This is a genomic window from Streptomyces sp. NPDC053541, assembly GCF_044544705.1.
In the GTDB taxonomy this organism is placed as follows: Bacteria; Actinomycetota; Actinomycetes; order Streptomycetales; family Streptomycetaceae; genus Streptomyces.
Genome location: NZ_JBITXM010000003.1, coordinates 545966 through 567101, shown reverse-complemented (window position 1 = coordinate 567101; position 21136 = coordinate 545966). Strand labels below are relative to the sequence as shown.

The following is a 21136-nucleotide window of genomic DNA, read 5'->3' as shown; positions in this document are numbered from 1 at the left end:
TCACGATCGTACGTTCGGGGTGGCGGCGGACCCGGTTGTCGCGGCCCCGCTGGCGTGTCCGGGGCCCGGCCGGGCGGCCCCGGGCAGGGCGAGCGCGGCGGGGACGGCGAGGGCGGCGGCCGCCGCCAGGGCGGGCAGCGCGGCGCCGGTCGGCAGCAGCAGGGTGGCCAGCGCGACGCCGAGGACGGGGCCGGTGTTCATCGCGGTCTGCTGGAGCCCGCCGGCCACCCCGGCGTGCTCCTCGGCCGCGAGGCGCACCACCACGGAGGTGGCGGTCACCATGACGGCCCCGAAGCCGGCGCCGATCAGGGCGGCGCAGCCGCCGGTGGCGAGCGCGGAGCCGGTGACCTCGGGGCGGGCGAGCAGCAGGACCCCGGTCGCGAGGAGCCCGGCGCCGCCGGCGGCGGTCGGCCGGGCGCCGTACCGCCGGGCGAGGACGGCACTGAGCGGTGCCCCGACGATCATCAGCAGGGCGAGCGGCAGCATCCGCAGCGCGGTGGGCAGCGGACCGAGGCGCAGGGTGTCCTGGAACAGGTACGAGGCGGTGAAGACGGTGCCGGAGAGCGCCGCCGAGACCGCGAGCAGGGCGGTGAGCCCGGCGGCGACCGGTCCGCGCCGCAGCATCCCGGGCGGCACGAGCGGCCGGGGCGCGCGCCGCTCGTGGCGGAGGAAGGCGGTCCCGGCGACGGCGGCGACGGCGAGCGCGGGCAGCGCGCCGGCGGTGGGCCCGTGGACCAGGCCCTGGACGAGGGCGGCGAGGGCGAGGCCGAGCAGGGCGGCGCCGGGCAGGTCGAGGCCCCGCGGGCCGGACGGTTCCGGCTTCCGGGCGCGGGCGGCCTCGTCGTACGGCACGGCGAGGCAGAGCAGGGCGACGGCGAGGGTCGGCGGGACGCCGATCAGGAACACGGCACGCCAGCCGTACGCGTCGACGAGCCAGCCGCCGGCCAGCGGTCCGGCCGCCGCGGCCAGGCCGATGGCGCTGGTGCGCACGGCGACGGGCATGCCGAGCCGGTCGGGCGGATAGGCGGCGCGCAGCATGCCGAGGGTGGCCGGCTGGAGGAGCGCGCCCGCCACGCCCTGGAGGACGCGGAGCGCGACGACCCAGCCGATGCCGGGGGCGGCGGCGATCCCGGCGGAGGCGGCGGCGAAGCCGAGGCAGCCGAGGACGAAGAGCCGGCGGTGGCCGTGGCGGTCGCCGAGCCGGCCGGCGAAGACCAGCAGGCTCGCGACGGCGACCAGATAGCCGGTGCTGGTCCACTGCACCTGGGCGGTGCCGGCGCCGAGGTCGTGCTGGAGGACGGGCTGGGCGATCGTCAGGACAGTGCCGTCCAGGGCGACGACGGCGGCGCCGGTGACGCTGCAGGCGAGGGCGACGGGGCGGGCGAGGTTCACCGGGCCTCCCCGGTGGCGGGTCCGAGGTGGGCGTCGAGCGCGGCGGCGAGCAGCGGGGCCGGGTCGTCGGCGCCGGTGGCGAGGCGGAGGCTGCCCCAGCGCCAGAGCTGGGCGATGCCGTGCAGGTTGGCCCACAGGGCGCCGGTGGCGGTGACCGGGTCCGCGGTGTCCGGGCGGGCGGCGGCGACCAGGGCCGCGAAGTGGCCGAAGAGCGGGAGGCTGGTGTCGCGCAGCCCGAGCCGGCCGCTCTCCAGGAGGTCGTGGCGGAACATCAGCTCGAACATCCCGCCGCGCTGCCGGGCGAAGTCGAGGTAGCAGCGGGCGAGCGCCTCGATCCGGGCGCGCGGCCCGGCCGCCGGGTCGTCGGCGGCGGTCACGCGCGCGCCGAGTTCGGCGAAGCCCTCGCGGGCGATGGCGGAGAGCAGGTCGAGGTGGGTGGGGAAGTGGCGGCGCGGCGCGCCGTGCGAGACCCCGGCGCGGCGGGCGATCTCCCGGAGGGTGAGCGCCTGGACGCCCTCGGCGTCGACGAGGGCGACGCCGGTGCGGACCAGCCGGTCGCGCAGGGACGGGGACTCCTCGGGGCCCGGCACGGGGACGGGCGCAGGTGCGGGCTCGGGTGCGGGCCGCGGCCCGGGCGCGGGGACGGGCTCGGGCTTGGGTGTGGGGTGCCGGGGTGCGGCGTCTGCGGGCATGGGGAACTGTCTAGCCGATCTTGGTAGACACTGTCTACCCGTTTCGTAGACAGTGTCTACGAAGATCGCGCACACCGTCCGTTACACTGGTCGGCAGCGAAGGGGAGTAGCCCTGCGAACCGGTCGTCGACACACTGGAACCCCCGGGTTCCCGGTGACCGGGTCCGTGCGGAGAGCGCGGGCGGGCGAGACCTTCGGCCAGGCAGTACGCCGCGTCCACATCCCGTGGGCGTGGTTCGTCGTGCCGGGCCGAGTGGTCCTCCCGTCGCCCACCGAGGCGCCGTGTCGGTCCCGGGCCCGGTCCCGAGCAGAGAGCCTCCCCGGTTATGCACCTCGACCCCTTGGCGATCCTCACCGCCTTCGGGCTGATCTTCCTCGCCGAGCTCCCGGACAAGACGATGTTCGCGTCCCTCGCGATGGGCACGCGGATGCGTCCGCTCTACGTGTGGTTCGGCACCTCGACGGCCTTCGTCGCACACGTGGCCATCGCCGTCGGCGCCGGCAGCCTCATCGGGCTGCTGCCCGACTGGACGGTCAAGCTGGTCTCGGCCCTGCTGTTCGGCTTCGGCGCCTTCATGCTGCTGCGCGGCGGCGACGACGAGGACAACGAGGACGAGGCGGGCGGCAGGACCGTCACCGGCTTCTGGCCGGTCTACTCGACCGCCTTCATGGCCGTGTTCATCAGCGAGTGGGGCGACCTGACCCAGATCACCACCGCGAACCTCGCCGCCACCAACGGCACCTGGTCGACCGCGATCGGTTCCGCCGCGGCCCTGATGAGCGTCTCGGCCCTCGCCCTGATCGCGGGCCGGTTCATCGCCAAGCGGGTTCCGCTGAAGACCGTCCAGCGGATCGGCGGCGTCTGCATGGCCGGACTCGCCCTGTGGTCCCTGGTGGAGGTCTTCACCGGCTGACCCCGGCCCTTCCCCCCTCCCCCGCCGGGAGGTGCGCGGGGACCTTGCTGAAGCAGTGAATCACTGCTTCACTCCTTGCATGGTCTACCGCCGCACGCCCGCCGTCCAGGCCCGTCTCGACGCCCAGCGCACCGCCGTCGTCGAGGCGGGCCTCGGTCTGCTCGCCGAGCAGGGCTACGCCGGCTGCACCGTGGCCGCCGTCGCCGCGCGGGCCGGCATCGCCACCGGCAGCGTCTACCGCCACTTCCCCAGCAAGGCCGAGCTGTCCGTCGAGCTCTTCCGGACCGTCGTCCGGCGCGAGGTCGCCGCGGTCACCGAGGCCGCGGCCCTCGACCGGCACCGCACGGCCGCCGACCGGGTCGTGGCGGTCACCGAGACCTTCGCGCGGCGCGCCCTCAAGGCGCCGCGCCTCGCCTACGCGCTGCTCGCCGAGCCGGTCGACCCCGCGGTCGACGCCGAGCGGCTGGTCTTCCGGCGCGCCTTCCGCGACGTCTTCGCCGAGCGGATCGCCGCGGGCGTACGGGACGGCGAACTGCCGCCCCAGGACGCCGCCCTGACCGCCTCCGCGCTCGTCGGCGCCGGCGCGGAGGCGCTGATCGGCCCCCTGACGGGCGGGGCCCCCGGGCCCGGCACCGTCCCCGCACTGGTCACCTTCACCCTGCGAGCCCTGGGAGTTCCCGATGCCGACCACGCATGAGGTCACCAACCAAGTACCGCCGCTCACCGGTTACGACGTCGCCGGCGACCCGGCGCTCCTGGAGGCACTGCGCCGCGAGGGCGCCGGCTGGGCCGAGGACGAGGTGCGCGCGCTCGGCCGGCTCGCCGGGGACGCCCGGGCGCAGGAGTGGGGGCGGCTGGCCGAGCGCCACTCCCCCGTCCTGCACACCCACGACCGCTACGGGCACCGGATCGACGAGGTCGAGTTCCACCCGTACTGGCACGAGCTGATGACCGTGGCCGTCGAGCACGGCCTGCACGCGGCGCCGTGGGCGGACGGGCGCCCGGGGGCGCACGTGGCGCGCGCCGCGAAGGTGTTCGCGTGGGGCCAGGCCGACGCCGGGCACCTCTGCCCGGTCTCCATGACGTACGCCGCCGTGCCCGCGCTGCGCGCCGAGCCGGAGCTGGCCGCCGTCTACGAGCCGCTGCTCACCTCCCGTACGTACGACTTCGGCCTGCGGGTGCCGACCGGGAAGCGCGGGATCATCGCCGGGATGTCGATGACCGAGAAGCAGGGCGGCTCGGACGTGCGCGCCAACACGACCCGGGCGGTGCCGGCCGGCGAGCCCGGTCTGTACGCGCTGACCGGGCACAAGTGGTTCACCTCGGCGCCGATGTCGGACGTCTTCCTCACCCTCGCGCAGGCCCCCGGAGGACTGTCCTGCTTCCTGGTGCCGCGCGTCCTCCCGGACGGCTCGCGCAACGCGATCCGGCTCCAGCGGCTCAAGGACAAGCTGGGCAACCGGTCCAACGCCTCCAGCGAGATCGAGTACGAGGGCGCGCTCGGCCGGCTCGTCGGCGAGGAGGGGCGCGGGGTCGCCACCATCATCCGCATGGTGAACATGACCCGGCTCGACTGCGCCATCAGCTCGGCGTCCGGGATGCGCCTCGGCCTGGTGCAGGCCGTGCACCACGCCACCCACCGCAGCGCGTTCGGCGCGCGGCTGGTCGAGCAGCCCCTGATGACCAATGTGCTCGCCGACCTGGCCGTGGAGGCGGAGGCCGCGACCCTCGCCGCGCTGCGGCTCGCGGGGGCGGTGGACCGGGCCGCCGCCGGCGACGCCGAGGAGGACCAACTGCGCCGGCTCGGTCTCGCCGTCACCAAGTACTGGGTCTGCAAGCGGGCCCCGGTGCACGCGGCCGAGGCGCTGGAGTGCCTGGGCGGCAACGGCTACGTGGAGGACTCCGACCTGCCCCGGCTCTACCGGGAGTCGCCGCTGCCGTCGATCTGGGAGGGTTCGGGCAACGTGGCCGCGCTCGACGTGCTGCGGGCGATGGCGAAGCAGCCCGCCGCCGTGGAGGCCTTCTTCGCCGAGGTGGACCGCGCGGCCGGCGCCGACCGGCGGCTGGACGCGGCGGTCGGCCGGCTCCGCAAGGAACTCGCCGGCCTGGGCGACCCGGCGGCCCTGCAGTACCGCGCCCGGCGCCTGGTGGAGCACCTGGCCCTGGTCCTCCAGGGCTCGCTCCTGGTCCGGCACGGCCACCCGGCGGTGGCCGACGCGTTCTGCGCCTCGCGCCTCGACGGCGACTGGGGCATCGCCTTCGGCACGCTGCCGCAGGGCGTGGACACGGCGGCGATCCTGGAGCGCGCGGCGCCGGTGTTCCCCGACGCCTGAGCCCGCCCCGGAAGGTGACCGGCCCGTGCCAGTCTGGTCGCGGACGTCCATCCCCCGAACCGACGGAGGCCCTGGTGAGCGCGGAACGCACGACGGAAGCCGCCCACGACGAGATCCGCGCCGCGCTCGACCGGGCGGCGGACGAGGTGGCCGGGCAGGTCGTCGCCTGGCGGCAGCACCTGCACCGGCACCCCGAGCTGTCGAACCGGGAGGAGGGGACGGCGGCGCTGGTCGCCGCGCATCTGCGTGCGCTCGGACTGGACGAGGTGCGCACCGGGATCGCCGGGCACGGAGTGGTGGGGGTGCTGCGGGGCGGGCGGCCGGGGCCGCGCACGGTCGCGCTGCGCGCGGACATGGACGCCCTGCCGGTGCCGGACCGGTGCGGGGCCCCGTTCGCGTCCACGCGCGTCGACGCGGACTATCCGGGCGGCCCGTTCCCCGTCTCGCACGCCTGCGGGCACGACTGCCACACGGCGATGCTGATGGGCGCGGCGAGCGTGCTCGCCGGGATGCGGGAACGGCTGCCGGGCACGGTCCTGTTCGTGTTCCAGCCGGCCGAGGAGGGGCCGCCGGTCACCGAGGAGGGCGGAGCGCGGGCGATGCTGGCCGAGGGCGCGCTCGACGACCCGGTGCCGAGCATGGTCTTCGGGCTGCACGTCACGCCGTACCCGAAGGGATGGGTGGGCTACAAGGTCGGCAACCAGTACGCGGCCTCGACGCTGGTGCGGATCGTGGTGACCGGCCACCAGGTGCACGGCTCCACGCCCTGGCAGGGCATCGACCCGATGCCGGCGGCGGGCGGGATCCTGACCGGGATCGGCCAGATCTACCGCCAGGTCTCGGCGTTCGACCCGGTGACCGTGACCATCGGGCACGTGGAGGACGTCGGCCGGTTCAACGTCATCGGCCAGACGGTCACCCTGTGGGGCACCGTGCGCTGCGCGGTCGAGTCGGACATGGCCGAGGTGCAGCGGCGCCTGGCGGTGCTCGCCGAGCACACGGCGGCGGCGTACGGGGCGACGGCGGCGGTCGACTTCCTGCAGCCGGTGCCGCCCGTGCGCAACACGGCCGCGTGGGTGGCGGCCGGTCTGCCCACGCTGCGCCGGGTGGTGGGCGAGGAGCGGGTGGTGGAGACCCTGGGCACCCTCGGCTACGACGACGTCTCGGAGTTCGTGAACCGCTTCGGCGGCCTCTACGTGACGCTCGGCGTGCAGGACCTGGCCCTCGACGCGGCGGGCCGCCCGGTGCCGGTCCCCGGCGGCCGGGGCCTGGTCACCAACCACAACCCGGGCTTCTACGCGGACGACGACACCCTGGCGACCGGGGTGCGGCTGCACGCGCACGTGGCGCTGGCGCATCTGACGGGCGAGCTGACCGTCGGTCCGGCCGAAGTGGCCTGATCCGGCCTGATCCGTTTCACCCGTTGGTGAGTTTCCCGTACGTCCCGCCGGTCCTGCCCCCACCGTGGTGCGCGACCACGACGGACCACGCGGAACGGGAACGGTGTGACACGGGAGAGCGGCAGGGACGAGCAGGCGGTGCTGTTGGTGGCGGGGCTCGCGGACCTGGCGGTCAGCACGCTGGGTTCGGCGCTCGGCACGGTACGGGGACTGCTGCGGCGCTCCGACACGGCGCAGCTGGTCGGGGACGCCGAGCAGGAGCTGCTGGCGCGCGGGCGGCTGGCCCTCGACCGGTACGCGACGGTGCCGCCAGCGCATCTGGAGGTGCTGGCGCAGCACGTCCTGCGCCGGCGCGGGGCGGACCCGGGAGCGAGTGCGGGCGCCGGCGCGGGCCGGGGCGATGACGACTGAGGCCTGGGAGCCGGGCGCCTTCCGGGCCCGGATCGACGCGGTGCTGCACCGTTTCGTGGCCGAGGAGGCCGACCTCCTGGTGGACGTCGATCCGGCCCTCGGGCCGGTCGCCGCGCAGCTGGAGGCGGCGGTCGCGCAGGGCAAGCGCCTGCGGGCGGCGTTCTGCTACTGGGGCTGGCGCGGCGGCGGGCAGCCGGACAGCGAGGCCCTGCTGCGCGCGGCGGCGTCCATGGAGCTGGTGCACGCGGCGGCCGTGGTGCACGACGACCTGATCGACGCCAGTCCGCTGCGGCACGGCCGGCCCACCGCGCACCGGGCACTGCGCGCGGCCGTGCCGGACCATCCGCGGGCGGACGCGGCGGCCCGTTCGCTGGCGATGCTGGTCGGGGACCTGCTGATGTCACTGGCCGGCCAGCTGTTCGTGACCAGCGGTCTGCCGGCCGCGTATCTGGCGCGGGCCCGTCCGCTGTGGGCGGCGCTGGCCCGGGACCTGGTCGCGGGCGAGTGCCTGGAGATCCTGCGCACCGGCGCGGCGCCGGACACCGCCGCCTCGCTGAAGGTGGTGCGCTACAAGACCGCCAAGTACACGGTGGAGCAGCCGCTGCTGATCGGCGGCACGCTCGCGGGGGCCGCGCCGCGGCTGCGCGAGGGCTACTCCGCGTACGGGCTGCCGCTCGGGGAGGCGTTCCAGCTGCGGGACGACCTGCTCGGCCTGTTCGGCGACCCGGCCCGTACCGGCAAGGCCAACGCCGACGACCTGCGCGGCCGGCGGCCCACCGCGCTGCTCGCCGAGACCTGGCGGCTCGCGGACCCGGTCCAGCGTGGACGGCTGACCGCGCTGCTCGACGCCGGCGAGGGGGCCGGCGCGCGCGACGGTGCGGGCGGCCGTCCGGGCGGGGACGAGGGCCTGGACGAGGTGCGCGCGCTGATGCGCGGACTGCGGGCGCCGGAGCGCGTGGAGGCCATGATCGCGGCCCGGGTCGACGAGGCCCTGGGTGCGCTCGACGGGCTCGACGCGCCGCCCGCCGCCGTCGCCGCGCTCACCTCGCTCGCCCACTCGGCCTCGGCCCGGCTGCACTGAGAAACCCGCTTTCCTCCCCCCGCTCCGAAGGAGTCCGCATGATCCCCACCGAGGCGTCGATGGACGCCCTGCGCCTGGCCGGCGACGAGCTCGCCGACGCCACCGTCGCCACCCTCTTCGAGCGCGGGGAGGTCGGGAAGTTCAACACGCTGATGCGGTACGTCTCCACGGCCGGCGCCCCGCTCCCGGACGGGCTGCCCGAGGTGGCCCGCGAGTACCTGCACGCCACCGCGGCGGCGCCGTCCTGGGTGGACTGGGGCGAGATGGAGAAGGCCCGGCTCTTCTTCACCGACAACGACGTGCACATCACCACGGCGCTGTCCTTCGCCTCGATGCCCGCCTGCTATCTCGTCCCGCACGTGGCGAAGCTGCTGGCCACGACGCACGGACTGAAGTACCCCTCGAAGCGGATGGCGGAGACCGGGCAGTTCACGCTGTACCTGATGCGGCCGGACGCCTTCGAGGCGGGCGGCCGTTTCGTGCCCGCCGCGCAGAAGGTGCGGCTGCTGCACGCCTCGATCCGCCACCACCTGCGCCGGGAGGGGCGCTGGGACACCGCGGCGCTGGGGGTGCCGATCTGTCAGGAGGACATGATCGGCGGGCAGATGTTCTTCTCCCTGCTGGTCCTGGACAGTCTGCACCGGCTCGGCATCCACATGTCCACGGAGGGCGCCGAGGCCTACTACTACGCCTGGCGGGTGGTGGGCGCGGTGCTCGGGGTCGACCAGGAGGCGGTGCCGAAGGACCTCGACGAGGCGCGCCGCTTCCTCGACCTCTACATGCTGCGGCACATGGGCCCCTCGGCGGACGGCTCGCTGCTGACCCGGCAGCTGATCGAGCTGTACGAGGAGGTGGTGCCGGGCACCTTCTTCGACCCGATCGTCTCCGCCCTGATCCGCCATCTCGTCGGCGACACCTGCGCCGACTGGCTGGAGGTGCCGCGCACCCCGTGGGACACCGTGGTGAAGGCGGTCCCGCACCTGCTGGGGGTCCTGGAGACGGTCGAGGACCACTCGCCGCTCGGCGCCTGGCTGCTCGACCGGCTCGGGCACCTCACCACGGTGTTCGAGCTGTCCTCGCTGACCCGGGGCCGGGTGATGCACTACGCGATCCCTGAGCACCTGAAGAAGGACTACGGCGTCTCGTCGACGGTGAACCGCGCACGCCGCTGGAGCCCGCCGCCGGCCGTGCTCGAAACCTAAGGGGTCTCGCGGAGGGCGGCCGCGGTCCCGGCGAAGGCGCGGACGAGGGCGTTCTCACCGGCGGCCGGCCAGACCAGGCCGTAGTCGAGGGCCGGTGCGTCGTGGAAGGGCACGTACGCGATGCCGGGCCGGGGGTGGTAGCGGGCGCCGCGGGCCGCGCCCGGGGCGAGGCCGTGACCTGCTCCGACGAGGGAGAGCACCTCCTCCCAGGTGCCGGCCGAGGGGCCGTGGTGGATCACGGCGCCGGACGGCGTGCGGGTCGGGTAGTGGGCCTCGCGCCAGGCGCGGGACCGGGAACGGCCCGTGGTGACGAGGGTCTGCCCGGCGAGGTCCTCCAGGCCCACCGAGGCGCGGCGGGACAGCGGGTGCCCGACCGGTGCGAGCAGCACCCGCTCCTCCCGGACCAGCACGGGGCCGCCCACCAGTCCGGCGACGTCCACCGGGAGGGACACGTACTGGACGTCCAGCTCGCCGGCCTCCACCGGCCGGGTCCCGGCGTCCACCGGCACCTCGCGCAGGGTGACCGCGCAGCCGGGGTGGCGGGCCAGGAAGGCGTCGACGGCGGCGGTCAGCAGCTCGCCGCCCCACGGGGAACCGAAGCCGACCCGGAGCGCGCCGAGCGGCCCGCGCCCGGCGGCCGTGGCCCGTTCCAGGGCGGCCCGGATCGCCGTGTGCGCGGGGCGCAGCTCCTCGTGGAGCCGGCGGCCGACCGGGGTGAGGGCGACGCTGCGGCTGGTGCGGGCGAACAGCGGGGTGCCGACGCGCCGCTCCAGCTTCTTCACGATCTGGCTGATCCGGCCGGTGGAGACGCCGAGGCGTTCGGCGGTGCGGCCGAAGTGCAGCTCCTCGCCGAGGGTCAGGAACGCCTCGAGTTCGTGCCGTTCGAGCACCGGTCCGCCTCCACATCGCCTCCGATCGTTGAGCCCTGCTCAACGCCGATTGCATTGTCGCACCTTGATGGCCCGCGCGGCCCGGGGGAGTCTCGACGCGTGACCCCGCTCCCCCTCCTCCGCCCGCGCGCGTCCGCGCGCCCCGGTGCCCCCGCGCCGGCCCCGGCTCCCCCGAACGTCCTCGTCCTGGCCGTGGCCGGGGCGGTGACGGTGGCGAACCTCTACTTCCCGCAGCCGCTGCTCGCCGCGATCGCCCGCGGGCTGGCGGTCTCCGACCGGACGGCGGGTCTGGTGGCCACGGCCGCGCAGCTGGGGTACGCACTCGGCATCCTGTTGCTCGTGCCGCTCGCCGACACCGCGCGGCTGCGCCGGCTCACCGGTCTCCTCCTGGCCCTGACCGCCACGGCCCTGCTCGTCGCGGCGGCGGCCCCGAACGTCGTGACGCTGGTCCTCGCGACCCTGGCCCTGGCGACGACGACGGTGCTGCCGCAGATCCTCACCCCGGTCGCGGCGGCCCTCGCGGGGCCCGAGCGGCGGGGCCGGGTGGTCGGCCTGGTGGGCCTGGGCCTGACGCTGGGCTCCACCCTGTCCCGTACGGTCGCGGGCGCGGTCTCCGATGCCGCCGGGAGCTGGCGGGCCGCCTATCTGCTGGCCGCGGCCGCGACGGCGGCGCTGCTGTGGGTGCTGCCGCGGGCGCTGCCCGAGCGGCTCGCGGCGGCGGACCGGCCCCGCGTCCCGTACGGCCGGATGCTCGCCGGGCTGCCCCGGCTGCTCGGCGAGCACCGCGCGCTGCGGGTGTCGGCGCTGCGGGGCGCGTGCGTGTTCGCCGCGTACAGCGTGTTCTGGGCGGCCCTGGTGTTCCAGCTGGCCGCCCCGCCGCTCGGGTACGGACCGGGCGCGGCGGGCCTGTTCGGGCTGCTCACCGTGCCGGCGGCGCTGGCCTCGGCGGGCGCGGGGCCGCTGACCGACCGGCACGGCGCGGGGCCGGTCGGGCGCTGGGCGCTGGGCTGCGTGGGCCTCGGTCTGGCGGTCGCGGGCCTGGCGCCGGTCTCGCCCGCCGCGCTGGTCGTGGGCGCCGGTCTCGTGGTGCTCGGCACCAGCTCCTGCCAGGTGGCGAACCAGGCGCGGGTGCTGGGGCTCGGCGGGGCCGGGGCGGCGCGGGTGAACACGGTGTTCATGCTGGCGACCTTCGCGGGCGGTGCGCTCGGTTCGCTGACGGCGGCGTGGCTGTACGGGGCGTACGGCTGGACGGCGGTGGTGGCCGCGGCGGCGGGGTTCACGGCGGTCGGTCTGGTGGCCGGGGCGCGGCGGCCCCGAGTTGCGTGACGCCCGGTTCGCGCAAGGCTGGGTACACCGGTCCGCGTACCTTGCAGGGAGACGCCATGCAGCAGCCCGTAGCCTTCGACCTCGGGGCCCTGGTCGACGAGCACCTGGAGAAGGCGCGCGCCGATGCGCACGGCCGCAGCGCCCATCTGGTGGTGCACGACGGGGTGCTGCGGCAGAGCGTGATCGCGCTGATCCGGGGCATGTCGCTGGACGAGCACAACGCGCCGCCGGCCGCGAGCCTCCAGGTGCTCCGGGGCCGGGTGGAGCTGACGGCCTCGGGGCGGTCGGAGGAGCTGGCGGCGGGGCAGCTCCAGATGATCCCCAAGGAGCGGCACGGTCTGACCGCCCTGGACGACGCGGTGGTGCTGCTGACCGCCGTCAACGACTGAGCCGCTCCGGCCGGGGCCGGAGGGCGCCCGCCTCCGGTGTCACCAGCACCAGCGGCGTGCCCTGGCAGGGCGTCAGGAGCAGGCCGTCGTGGTGGTGGACGGCCGGCGGCCCGTCGAGGACGGCCGCGAAGTCCGGGCCCCGGGTGAGCGAGCCCGCGAGGTGGGCCGGGTCGGTGGAGGCGGCGACCCGGCCGCGGGCGTTGACCAGGCGGGCCGGGACGGGGAGCGCCTGGAGCACGGGCAGCACGGCCGCCTCGAAGTGCCGCAGATAGACGTCGGCCGCCGCGACGCCGACGAAGGCGCCGCCGACGTGGACGGGTGCGGAGAGGGTGAGGCCGTACTCGTCGGAGCAGAGGTAGTCGACGTAGGGCCCGGCGACGGCCCGGCGGCCGGTCTCGCGGGGCAGCGCGTACCAGTCCCAGTGGGTGTAGTCGGCGTAGGCGGAGTGCTCCGGGTCCAGGTCGCGCAGCAGCGGCCGGACGGTGCCGTCGGGGCCGCGCTGCCACCATTCCAGCCAGGCGGGCACGTCGGCGAGGAGGCCGGGCGCGGCGACGAAGCCGATGCCGGAGACGAGGCCGCCGAGCCGCTCGTGGAGCCCGGGGCGGAGCACGGCGAGGTCCTCCCGGCCGGGCCGGCGGCCCTCGGCGGCGGCCGCGGTGAGCAGGGCCGCGGTCTCCTCGCCGGTGGCGGCGACGGCCGCGAAGACGCCGTCCAGGGTGGCGCGGACCCGGTCGGCCACCGGGTCCGGGGCGAGTCCGGGGGCGGCCGGGCGGGTGGCGCCGCGCGGCTGCGCGGGCACGCCGTCGAGGCGGGGCGGGACGGCGGACGGCGCGTCAGGCGCCGCCCCGTCGGGGCGGGCGAGCCCGGTGGTCCTGGCCATCGGTGTCCTCCTCGGGAGGTGGCTCGGGTGCGCGGGTGGGCGGTGCGAGCCGCAGGGCGACCAGTCGGCCCACGGTCTCGCGTACGCACTCCTCGGCCAGCATTCTGGCCCGCTCGTCGGCCTCGTCGCGCACGGCCGAGATCACGGAGCGGTGACGATCCGCCACGCGGGAGACATACCCCGGATCGTCCAGGACAAGGACCGGGAGGGCGCCCAACTCGGCCTGGAGGGCGATCTCCTCGCGGGTGAGCCGGGCCGACTGGGCCGCGGCGGCGAGTTCGACGTGGAAGCGCCCGTGCAGCCGGCCGCGGGCGGCGGGGTCCTCGGCGGTGGCGAACTCCTCGACGGTGCGGGCGGGCTGCCGCAGCTCGGCGGGGTCGGTGCGACGGGCGGCGAGCAGCGCGGCGGCCCCGAAGACGGCGGCCCAGTGGTCACCGAAGTCGCGGAGCTCCTCGGTGGACCAGTCGGCGAGCCGGGCCCGGACGCGGTCCTCGGGCGGGCCGTCGGGGACGGTGACGAAGCTGCCGCCGCCGCGGCCGCGGCGGGTGGTGACGAGGCCCTGCTGCCGCAGGGCCATGAGGGCCTCGCGCAGGGTGACGGTGGAGACGCCGAGCTGTCCGGCCAGCTCGGTCTCGCCGGGCAGTTGCTCGCCGTCGGCGAGCAGGCCGAGCTCGATGGCGTCGCCGATCCGGCGCACGACGGTGTCGACCCGCGCACGGGTGTCGACAGGGGTGAACACGGCTGTGCGGGCGCTCCCCCGCGCGCCCGCGCCCCGTCTGCCGTCCGGCCTCACGCTGCACCACCTCACGCTCACGCGTTGACTCAGGCTTTACCTTACGGGGGTCTTGAGATTTGAACTATGACTTCATAGCTTTACCTCCGTTCGACAGAACGCCCCGACCCACCAGAAAGGTTCCCGGCCATGGAGGGAATGGCGATCCGGCTCTCCGGACTGCGCAAGAGCTACGGCCGGACGGAGGCGGTCGCCGGGGTCGACCTGGAGATACCCGACGGCGAGTTCTTCTCGATGCTCGGCCCCTCCGGCTCCGGCAAGACCACCGTGCTGCGGATGATCGCCGGCTTCGAGGCCCCGACCGCGGGCACCGTGGAGCTGGCCGGCCGGGACGTCACCCGGCTCGCACCCTTCGAGCGCGACGTCCACACCGTCTTCCAGGACTACGCGCTCTTCCCGCACATGACGGTGGAGCAGAACGTCGCCTACGGACTCAAGGTGCGCCGCGCCCCCAAGGCGGAGCGCCTGGTGCGGGCCCGAGCGGCCCTCGCCCAGGTGCGCCTGGAGGGCTACGGGCGGCGGCGCCCGGCCGAGCTGTCCGGCGGCCAGCGCCAGCGCGTGGCGCTGGCCCGCGCGCTCGTCGGCCGCCCCCGGGTCCTGCTGCTCGACGAACCGCTCGGCGCCCTCGACCTCAAGCTGCGCGAGCAGATGCAGGTGGAGCTCAAGGCGATCCAGCGGCAGGTCGGCATCACCTTCGTGTTCGTCACCCACGACCAGGAGGAGGCGCTGACCATGAGCGACCGGATCGCCGTCTTCCACCAGGGCCGGATCGAACAGGTCGGCCCGCCCGGCGAGATCTACGAACGCCCGGCCACCCCGTTCGTCGCCGGCTTCGTGGGCACCTCCAACCTGCTGCGCGGCGCGGCCGCGCGGACCGTGGTCGGCGCCCCCGGCACGTACAGCATCCGGCCCGAGAAGATCCGGGTCGTCACGGACCCGGACGAGCCCGCGGGGCCCGGCCTGACGGGCGCCTCCGGCACCGTCGCCGAGGTGGTCTACCTGGGCGACGCCACCCGCTTCCTGGTCGACCTCGACGCCGGCGGCCGGCTCACCGCGGTGCGGCAGAACCTGGAGACCTCGGCCGCCGACCTCGCCGCCTTCCGCGGCGCCCGGGTCGGGCTGCGCTGGCGGCCCGAGCACGCGGTACGGGTCCCGGACCCGGCCGAGCCCGCCGTGCCGGCCCCGGCGGCACCGTAAGCCCTCCCCGTACCCCCGCTCCCCCTGCCCGTCCCCACCACGCAACGGAGGACCCCCGTGCGTCTGCACCGCTCGCTCCTGACCGCCGCGGCCGTCAGTGGACTGCTGCTCGTCACCGCCTGCGGCTCGGCCGACCCGGCCGGCACCGGCAAGTCCGGCGGGCTCAACCCGCCGTCCCTCAAGGCACCGACGGCCCTCGGCGCCCCGGAGGGACAGGTCAACCTGATCGCCTGGGCCGGCTACGTCGAGGACGGCTCCAACGACCCGAAGGTCGACTGGGTCTCCGCCTTCGAGAAGCAGACCGGCTGCCAGGTGAACGCCAAGACCGCCGCGACCTCCGACGAGATGGTCGCCCTGATGAAGACCGGCCAGTACGACGCGGTCTCGGCGTCCGGCGACGCCTCGCTGCGCCTGATCGCCTCCGGCGACGCCGCCCCGGTCAACACCGCACTCGTCCCGCACTACGCGGACGTCTTCGCCGGCCTGAAGAACCAGGAGTGGAACTCGGTCAAGGGCGTCGCCTACGGCATCCCGCACGGCCGCGGCGCCAACCTCCTGATGTACGACACCACGAAGGTCAGCCCCGCCCCCGACTCCTGGTCGGCGGTCTTCGACGGCGCCTCCGCGCACACCGGCAAGGTCACCGCCTACGACTCCCCCATCTACATCGCCGACGCCGCCCTCTACCTCTCCGCCACCAAGCCGGAACTGGGCATCAAGAACCCGTACGCGCTGGACAAGAAGCAGTTCGACGCCTCGGTCGCGCTGCTCAAGGCGCAAAGGGAGCACGTCGGCGAGTACTGGAGCGACTACCTGAAGGAGATCTCCGCCTTCAAGAGCGGGAACTCCGTGGTCGGCACCAGCTGGCAGGTCATCGCCAACCTCGCCAAGGCGGAGGGCGCGAAGGTCGAGGCCGTGCTGCCGAAGGAGGGCGCCACCGGCTGGTCCGACACCTGGATGGTGTCCGCCAGGGCCAAGCACCCCACCTGCGCCTACAAGTGGCTCGACTGGATCGTCTCGCCGAAGACCAACGCCCAGGTCGCCGAGTACTTCGGCGAGGCGCCCGCCAACGCCAAGTCCTGCGCGGAGACCGCCGCCAAGGACCACTGCGCCACCTTCCACGCGAGCGACGAGGAGTACTGGAAGAAGGTGCGCTTCTGGACCACCCCGATCGAGCAGTGCCTGGACGGGCGCACGGACGTGCGCTGCGTGCCGTACGCCTCCTGGGTGCGGGCCTGGAACGAGATCAAGGGCTGAACCGCCGTCATGACCGCGCTCTCCCCCTCGCCCGCGCCGCCGCGCCCCGCCGCGGACCGCCGGACCGCCGCCGACCGGGCCACCGCCTCGGTCCGGCGGTTCGCCGGGGCGCTGCACCGGCGGCCCCGGCTGCGGCTCGCGGCGCTGCTCACCGCGCCGCTGCTGTGGCTGGTGCTCGCCTATCTGGGCTCGCTGGCCGCGCTGTTCCTCTCCGCGTTCTGGACCACGGACTCCTTCACCTCCGAGGTGGTGCGGGTCTGGTCGACGCGGAACTTCCAGGAGCTGTTCGGCTCGCCGCTCTACCGGACGGTCGCCCTGCGCACGGTCGGGGTCGCGCTCGCCGTGACCCTGCTGTGCGCGGTCATCGCCTTCCCGCTGGCCTTCTACACGGCGCGGGTGGCGAACCCGCGCCGCCGCCCGCTGCTTGTGGTCGCGATCCTCACCCCGCTGTGGGCCAGCTATCTGGTCAAGGTGTACGCGTGGCGGCTGATCCTGTCCGAGGGCGGACCGCTGGACTGGGCCCTGCGGCCACTGGGCCTGCACGGGCCCGGGTACGGGCTGACCGCCACCGTCCTGGTGCTGACCTACCTCTGGCTGCCGTACATGATCCTGCCGCTGCACACCGCGCTCGAACAGCTCCCGGACAGCCTGCTCCAGGCCTCGGCCGACCTCGGCGCGCGGGCCGGACGGACCTTCCTGTCCGTGGTGCTGCCGATGGTGTGGCCGGCGATGGCGGCGGGCTCGGTCTTCACCTTCTCGCTCAGCCTCGGCGACTACATCACCGTGCAGATCGTCGGCGGCACGACCCAGCTCATCGGCAACCTCGTCTACTCCAACGTCACGCTCGACCTGCCGCTGGCCGCCGCCCTCGGCACCGTGCCGGTGGCCGTGATCGTGCTCTACCTGCTCGCGGTGCGGCGCACCGGGGCGCTGCGCAGCCTGTGACCCGGCCGCCGAACCGTCAGCTGTGGAAGGACCGCTCCCGATGAACCTCTCCCGCCCCGCCCGGATCGCGCTGCGCACCGCGGCCGGGCTCGGCTTCGCCGTCATCTACCTGCCGCTGGTGCTCGTCCTGGTCGGCTCGCTCAACCCGGACCGCTCGGCGAGCTGGCCGCCGCCCGGGCTCACCCTGAAGTGGTGGGCGGCGGCCTGGGAGAACGACGGGGCCCGCGAGGCGCTGTGGACCTCGGTGCGGACGGGGCTCGCGGCGACCGCCGTGGCCCTGGTGCTCGGCACCCTGATCGCCTTCGCCGTGCAGCGGCACTCCTTCTTCGGGCGCGAGGCGGTGTCCTTCGCCGTGGTGCTGCCGATCGCGCTGCCCGGGATCGTCACCGGCATCGCGCTCAACTCCGCCTTCGGGGTGGTCCTGGAGCCGCTCGGGGTCGGCCTCGGGCTGTTCACGGTCGTCGTCGGGCACGCCACCTTCTGCATCGTGGTGGTCTTCAACAACGTGGTGGCGCGGCTGCGCCGGCTGCCCGGCTCGTACGAGGAGGCGGCGATGGACCTGGGCGCGCACACCTTCCGGACCTTCCTCGACGTCACCTTCCCGCTGCTGCGGTCGGCGCTGCTCGCGGGCGGGCTGCTTGCCTTCGCGCTCTCCTTCGACGAGGTGGTGGTGACCACCTTCACCGCGGGCCCGGGGGTGCAGACGCTGCCGCTGTGGATCTTCGACAACATGACCCGGCCTCAGCAGGCGCCGGTGGTGAGCGTGGTGGCGGCCCTCCTGGTGCTGCTGTCGGTGCTCCCCATCTACGCGGCCCAGCGGCTGTCCTCGGACACGGCGGGCGGCGGGCGGGTCTGAGTCCGGTGCCGCCGCCCGGTCGCCGCCCGGGGCCCGTCACACCGGGACGGGGTGCGGTCCGGGCCGGTCGCGGTGCCACTCCAGGGTGACCCGCAGGCTGGCGTCGGCGGTGCCCTGCACGACCAGGGCGGTGAGTCGGCCGCCCTGGAGGCCGAGCTGGCAGCCGAACTCGACGGTGGCCCGGTCCGGGGCGGCCCGGTGGAGGGCGTCGCCGACCTGGCCGGCGAAGGAGGCGAGCGCGGCCGTGACGCCGGACAGGTCCGGCACCCGGCCGCCGCCGAGGCCCTCCAGGTCGTCGTCCCTGCCCGCCGGGCCCTCCCGCTCCCCGGTGCGCTCGCCCGGCCCGTCGAGGGGCCGTGCCTCCACGTAGAGCACCCCGCCGTCGAGGGCGACCCGCGCGATCTCGTTCGCCGTCCCGGTCATGGGCGGCTCCTTCCGTCTCGATCGTTCTGCCGGTACGTCACAGGGCGGGCGTCAGCACCCCTTCGGGGGCCCCGGAGCCCGTTCCGGGGCCGGCGTCCGCGGCGGCGAGGGCGCTGCCGCGCCGCCATTCGGGCCAGCTGAGGTTCCAGTCGCCGTAGCCGTTGTCGAAGGGGGTCATCTCCTCCCCGTAACCGTTCACGACCCGCACGATGTCGCCCTCGCGGACGGTGGCGAACAGCCAGGCGGCGTCCTCGGTGCTCATGCCGGTGCAGCCGTGGCTGACGTCCTCGCTGCCCTGGGCGTCGAGCGACCAGGGCGCGGCGTGCAGGTACTCGCCGCTCCAGGTCACCCGGGTGGCCCAGCGGACCTTGAGGTCGTAGAAGTCGCCGCTGCCGCGGGCGATGCCGATGGAGTCGCCGCGCATCCGGACCGTGGCCTCCTTGCCGAGGACGACCTTGACGCCGCCGCGGGTGCGGTAGCCGGCCTTGCCGGTGGTCACCGGGATGGTGCGGACCACCTCGCCGTCGCGCAGCACGGTCATGGTGTGCGCGGCGACATCGGTGACGGCCTCGATCCGGGCGCCGGTGGTGAGGGTGAGCGGGGCCGAGGGCCCGCCGTAGAGGCCGCCGGTGATGTGCGCGCCGTCCAGGGAGCTGCGGACCGTGAGGGTGGCGTGCGCGGGCCAGTAGCCGCGCGGGCGGTAGTGGAGGGTGGTGGGGCCGACCCAGTGCCAGGCGCCGTCGGCGCGGGGCACGGAGCTGACGTGCAGGGCGCGTTCGACGGCGCGGCGGGCCTCGGGATCGGTGGCCGGCACGGGGTGGCTGAGCTCGGCGGTGAGCGGCTGTCCGACGCCGTATGTGCCGGGGCGCGGGCCGAGTTCGGCGGTGAGGCGTTCGCCGCGGGGCGCCGCCGGGGTGGTGAGGGCGAGGCCGGCGCGGTGCAGCACCCGGCGCCCGCCGGCGGTGCGTTCGACGAGCAGGCGCGCGGTGTAGCGCCCGTCGGCGGCGAGCGGGCCGACGCTCCTCCAGCGGGCGCCGTCGGGGCTCACGGTCCCGGCGACCCGGCGGCCCGCGCGGTCGGTGACCGTGACGTCGGCGAACCGTCCGGCGGTGCGCAGGGCCAGGTCGACGGGTGCGGCCGCGGCGGTCCGGTCGAGGTCGAGCCGGCGCCCGTCGGGGACGAGGTCGCGCCGGGCGGCGGTGCACATTCCGGCGGCCGGGCAGGTGCCGAGCGAGAGGAGGACGGCGCCGGCCGGGGCGACGGTGCGGCCGGCGGAGGCCGGCTGGGCCGCGTTGAGCGCGAGGACCGCGCCGACGGCGACGGACAGCGCGCTCCACCCCTTGACGTTTCGGCGTGACACCACGTCGGACACCGTCCCCTTCTCCTCGTCCCGGCTCGCATCAAAACGGATCGGGGGCGGAAAAGATGATCAACCGACCGGGCGTGGCGTGCGAGAGGGGCACGAGACGACTCGAAAGCACCAACGCGGGCGGCGGAGGCGGGCGCGGGGCAGGGGCGCGGCGGGCGCGGGGCGGCGGCGGGCGCGGGGCGGCGGCGGGCGCGGGGCGGGGGCGGGCGCGGGGCGGGGGCGGGCGCGGGGCGGGGGCGGGCGCGGGGCGGGGGCGGGCTGGGCTGGGCTAGCGCGGGACCTCGGGCAGTTCCTCGCCGGTCTCCAGGAGCGACTTCAGGCTGGAGATCAGGGCGGGCCAGCCCTCGGCGACCAGCTCGCGGATGGTGCCGCCGGGCGCGAGGTCGTCGTGGACGACGGTCAGTTTCACCATGTCCCCGGCCGGTTCGATGGTGTACGTCACCCGGGAGCGCCCCTCGTCGACGAGCCGGGCGTAGGTCTCCTCGCCGATGCCGACGGCCCGGGCCCACTCGGGGGTGAAGGTGTGCCAGGTGTAGGAGAGCATCCGGCCGGGCTCGGAGATGAGGACGACCTGCTCGGGGTCCGCGGTGGTGCGGCCGCCCTCGTCCCACACCATGGTCGACCCCACGGCCCAGTCGGTCTCGAAGGCCACGCCCCAGTAGCGGCGGGTCAGCCCGGGCTCGGTGAGCGCCTTCCACAGTTCCTCGGGCGTGGTGCGGATGTACGTCGTGTAGACGAACGCCGCGCTGCCGCGGTCGCCGCCGTGTCTGCTGTCCATCGGGGCTGCTCCCTTGCTGACATGGGGTCGGCGGGGCCGGGACGCCGGGCGGGCCCCGGTCCGGCCGTCCGCGCGGTCACGGCCGGAGGGCCGCGGCCACCAGTCCCTCGATCGCCCCGGTCCCGTCGTCCGTCGCGTCCGGACCGGCGACCACCCGGTCGAGGACGAGTCCGTCCACACAGGCGAGCAGGGTCAGGGTGCGCGCCTCGGGGTCCGCCACGCCCCGGGCGGCGAGGAAGGCCCGTACGGCGTCGCGTCCCGGGTTCTCCCTCGGCACCAGGATGTCCCGCAGTTCGGGGTCGCGCACGCTCTCCAGGACGCAGGCGTAGCGGGCGAGGGAGCGACGGCGCCCGTCGCCGCCCGTCCGGGCCGCGACGAGCGCGGCGAGACCGTGCACGAGGTCCTCGGCCGTCCGGAGTACGGGGGCCCGCGCGGCGGCCTCGGCCAGTTCGGCCTGGTCGAGCTCGACGAGCCGCCGCACCAGGGCGGTGAGCAGCGCGGAGCGGGTGCGGAAGTACGCGGAGGTGGTGCCCGCCGGCAGTCCGGCGGCGGCGTCGACCGCCCGGTGGGTGAGGCCGCGCATCCCGGCGTCGGCGAGGACGCCGAGG

The 21136-nt window shown here is 75.5% G+C and carries 22 protein-coding genes; 13 read left to right on the top strand and 9 right to left on the bottom strand.

The window, feature by feature from the left end:
- Both ACIGW2_RS09770 and ACIGW2_RS09765 read right to left on the bottom strand, forming a co-directional pair.
- Positions 1-1392 (bottom strand): MFS transporter, encoded by a 1392-nt coding sequence (locus ACIGW2_RS09770; protein ID WP_391651878.1) that lies wholly within the window; start codon positions 1390-1392, stop codon positions 1-3.
- Positions 1389-2084, bottom strand: a complete 696-nt coding sequence (locus ACIGW2_RS09765; RefSeq protein WP_391651879.1) for a TetR/AcrR family transcriptional regulator — start codon at positions 2082-2084, stop codon at positions 1389-1391. Before ACIGW2_RS09765 ends, ACIGW2_RS09770 begins: the two co-directional genes overlap by 4 nt.
- Before the next feature lie 326 nt (positions 2085-2410).
- Between ACIGW2_RS09765 and ACIGW2_RS09760 the strand changes: the two genes are divergently transcribed.
- From ACIGW2_RS09760 to ACIGW2_RS09730, 7 genes are all read left to right on the top strand, one after another.
- Entirely contained in the window at positions 2411-2998 is a 588-nt protein-coding gene (locus tag ACIGW2_RS09760) for a TMEM165/GDT1 family protein (protein ID WP_356065772.1), read from the top strand.
- 79 nt (positions 2999-3077) lie between these two features.
- Entirely contained in the window at positions 3078-3695 is a 618-nt protein-coding gene (locus ACIGW2_RS09755; protein ID WP_391651880.1) for a TetR family transcriptional regulator, read from the top strand.
- Positions 3679-5331, top strand: coding sequence for an acyl-CoA dehydrogenase family protein (locus ACIGW2_RS09750; protein ID WP_391651881.1), 1653 nt, complete (start codon positions 3679-3681; stop codon positions 5329-5331). The genes ACIGW2_RS09755 and ACIGW2_RS09750 overlap by 17 nt, the downstream gene beginning before the upstream one ends.
- Positions 5332-5405: 74 nt before the next feature.
- Positions 5406-6731, top strand: coding sequence for an amidohydrolase (locus tag ACIGW2_RS09745; RefSeq protein WP_391651882.1), 1326 nt, complete (start codon positions 5406-5408; stop codon positions 6729-6731).
- 105 nt (positions 6732-6836) lie between these two features.
- Complete coding sequence (locus tag ACIGW2_RS09740; protein WP_391651883.1) at positions 6837-7142, top strand: polyprenyl synthetase; 306 nt, start codon at positions 6837-6839, stop codon at positions 7140-7142.
- Positions 7132-8223 carry a polyprenyl synthetase family protein gene (locus tag ACIGW2_RS09735; RefSeq protein ID WP_399842473.1) on the top strand — a complete coding sequence of 364 codons (1092 nt, stop codon included), beginning with the start codon at positions 7132-7134 and terminating at the stop codon, positions 8221-8223. The genes ACIGW2_RS09740 and ACIGW2_RS09735 overlap by 11 nt, the downstream gene beginning before the upstream one ends.
- 38 nt (positions 8224-8261) lie before the next feature.
- A complete protein-coding gene (locus tag ACIGW2_RS09730; protein ID WP_399842470.1) occupies positions 8262-9425 on the top strand; it encodes an oxygenase MpaB family protein in 1164 nt (387 codons plus the stop codon).
- Here the strand turns inward: ACIGW2_RS09730 and ACIGW2_RS09725 are convergent.
- Entirely contained in the window at positions 9422-10315 is an 894-nt protein-coding gene (locus ACIGW2_RS09725) for a LysR family transcriptional regulator (protein ID WP_391651886.1), read from the bottom strand. The genes ACIGW2_RS09730 and ACIGW2_RS09725 overlap by 4 nt on opposite strands.
- Before the next feature lie 99 nt (positions 10316-10414).
- On the opposite strand from ACIGW2_RS09725, the gene ACIGW2_RS09720 reads away from it, so the two are divergent.
- Both ACIGW2_RS09720 and ACIGW2_RS09715 read left to right on the top strand, forming a co-directional pair.
- Entirely contained in the window at positions 10415-11641 is a 1227-nt protein-coding gene (locus ACIGW2_RS09720) for an MFS transporter (RefSeq protein WP_391651887.1), read from the top strand.
- A 56-nt stretch (positions 11642-11697) separates the two neighbouring features.
- A complete protein-coding gene (locus ACIGW2_RS09715) occupies positions 11698-12030 on the top strand; it encodes a cupin (RefSeq protein WP_361576991.1) in 333 nt (110 codons plus the stop codon).
- On the opposite strand, the gene ACIGW2_RS09710 is transcribed toward ACIGW2_RS09715, so the two are convergent.
- Together ACIGW2_RS09710 and ACIGW2_RS09705 are read right to left on the bottom strand one after the other, a co-directional pair.
- A complete protein-coding gene (locus ACIGW2_RS09710) occupies positions 12020-12910 on the bottom strand; it encodes a cache domain-containing protein (protein ID WP_391651888.1) in 891 nt (296 codons plus the stop codon). The genes ACIGW2_RS09715 and ACIGW2_RS09710 overlap by 11 nt on opposite strands.
- Positions 12864-13649, bottom strand: a complete 786-nt coding sequence (locus ACIGW2_RS09705; RefSeq protein ID WP_391651889.1) for a FadR/GntR family transcriptional regulator — start codon at positions 13647-13649, stop codon at positions 12864-12866. Before ACIGW2_RS09705 ends, ACIGW2_RS09710 begins: the two co-directional genes overlap by 47 nt.
- 183 nt (positions 13650-13832) lie before the next feature.
- Here ACIGW2_RS09705 and ACIGW2_RS09700 point away from each other — a divergent pair, with 183 nt between their 5' ends.
- From ACIGW2_RS09700 to ACIGW2_RS09685, 4 genes are read left to right on the top strand one after another with little or no spacing between them, the layout of a single operon-like run.
- Positions 13833-14900 (top strand): ABC transporter ATP-binding protein, encoded by a 1068-nt coding sequence (locus ACIGW2_RS09700; protein ID WP_391651890.1) that lies wholly within the window; start codon positions 13833-13835, stop codon positions 14898-14900.
- A gap of 57 nt (positions 14901-14957) precedes the next feature.
- Positions 14958-16157, top strand: a complete 1200-nt coding sequence (locus tag ACIGW2_RS09695) for an ABC transporter substrate-binding protein (RefSeq protein ID WP_391651891.1) — start codon at positions 14958-14960, stop codon at positions 16155-16157.
- 9 nt (positions 16158-16166) lie between these two features.
- A complete protein-coding gene (locus ACIGW2_RS09690; RefSeq protein WP_391651892.1) occupies positions 16167-17102 on the top strand; it encodes an ABC transporter permease in 936 nt (311 codons plus the stop codon).
- Between the two features lie 40 nt (positions 17103-17142).
- Positions 17143-17958: an ABC transporter permease gene (locus ACIGW2_RS09685; RefSeq protein WP_391651893.1), complete on the top strand. Its 816-nt coding sequence runs from the start codon at positions 17143-17145 to the stop codon at positions 17956-17958.
- Between the two features lie 36 nt (positions 17959-17994).
- On the opposite strand, the gene ACIGW2_RS09680 is transcribed toward ACIGW2_RS09685, so the two are convergent.
- The 4 genes from ACIGW2_RS09680 to ACIGW2_RS09665 all read right to left on the bottom strand — a co-directional run bounded on the left by ACIGW2_RS09680 (position 17995) and on the right by ACIGW2_RS09665 (position 21111).
- Positions 17995-18381, bottom strand: a complete 387-nt coding sequence (locus ACIGW2_RS09680; RefSeq protein ID WP_391651894.1) for a CU044_2847 family protein — start codon at positions 18379-18381, stop codon at positions 17995-17997.
- A gap of 37 nt (positions 18382-18418) precedes the next feature.
- Entirely contained in the window at positions 18419-19744 is a 1326-nt protein-coding gene (locus tag ACIGW2_RS09675) for an Ig-like domain-containing protein (protein ID WP_399842463.1), read from the bottom strand.
- A 274-nt stretch (positions 19745-20018) separates the two neighbouring features.
- On the bottom strand, positions 20019-20528 hold the full coding sequence (locus ACIGW2_RS09670; RefSeq protein WP_391651896.1) for an SRPBCC family protein: 510 nt from the start codon (positions 20526-20528) through the stop codon (positions 20019-20021).
- Between the two features lie 76 nt (positions 20529-20604).
- Positions 20605-21111 (bottom strand): TetR/AcrR family transcriptional regulator, encoded by a 507-nt coding sequence (locus ACIGW2_RS09665; protein WP_391652453.1) that lies wholly within the window; start codon positions 21109-21111, stop codon positions 20605-20607.
- Positions 21112-21136: the final 25 nt, after the last annotated feature.

What these genes read in the sequence shown, in the direction of transcription:
- ACIGW2_RS09685 (WP_391651893.1), top strand. Translation starts at nt 17,143, where the DNA reads ATGAACCTCTCCCGCCCCGCCCGGATCGCGCTGCGCACCGCGGCCGGG.
- ACIGW2_RS09750 (WP_391651881.1), top strand. Translation starts at nt 3,679, where the DNA reads ATGCCGACCACGCATGAGGTCACCAACCAAGTACCGCCGCTCACCGGT.
- ACIGW2_RS09665 (WP_391652453.1), bottom strand. Translation starts at nt 21,111, where the DNA reads ATGCGCGGCCTCACCCACCGGGCGGTCGACGCCGCCGCCGGACTGCCG.
- ACIGW2_RS09690 (WP_391651892.1), top strand. Translation starts at nt 16,167, where the DNA reads ATGACCGCGCTCTCCCCCTCGCCCGCGCCGCCGCGCCCCGCCGCGGAC.
- ACIGW2_RS09765 (WP_391651879.1), bottom strand. Translation starts at nt 2,084, where the DNA reads ATGCCCGCAGACGCCGCACCCCGGCACCCCACACCCAAGCCCGAGCCC.
- ACIGW2_RS09730 (WP_399842470.1), top strand. Translation starts at nt 8,262, where the DNA reads ATGATCCCCACCGAGGCGTCGATGGACGCCCTGCGCCTGGCCGGCGAC.
- ACIGW2_RS09670 (WP_391651896.1), bottom strand. Translation starts at nt 20,528, where the DNA reads ATGGACAGCAGACACGGCGGCGACCGCGGCAGCGCGGCGTTCGTCTAC.
- ACIGW2_RS09710 (WP_391651888.1), bottom strand. Translation starts at nt 12,910, where the DNA reads ATGGCCAGGACCACCGGGCTCGCCCGCCCCGACGGGGCGGCGCCTGAC.
- ACIGW2_RS09680 (WP_391651894.1), bottom strand. Translation starts at nt 18,381, where the DNA reads ATGACCGGGACGGCGAACGAGATCGCGCGGGTCGCCCTCGACGGCGGG.
- ACIGW2_RS09700 (WP_391651890.1), top strand. Translation starts at nt 13,833, where the DNA reads ATGGAGGGAATGGCGATCCGGCTCTCCGGACTGCGCAAGAGCTACGGC.
- ACIGW2_RS09735 (WP_399842473.1), top strand. Translation starts at nt 7,132, where the DNA reads ATGACGACTGAGGCCTGGGAGCCGGGCGCCTTCCGGGCCCGGATCGAC.
- ACIGW2_RS09760 (WP_356065772.1), top strand. Translation starts at nt 2,411, where the DNA reads ATGCACCTCGACCCCTTGGCGATCCTCACCGCCTTCGGGCTGATCTTC.
- ACIGW2_RS09755 (WP_391651880.1), top strand. Translation starts at nt 3,078, where the DNA reads ATGGTCTACCGCCGCACGCCCGCCGTCCAGGCCCGTCTCGACGCCCAG.
- ACIGW2_RS09715 (WP_361576991.1), top strand. Translation starts at nt 11,698, where the DNA reads ATGCAGCAGCCCGTAGCCTTCGACCTCGGGGCCCTGGTCGACGAGCAC.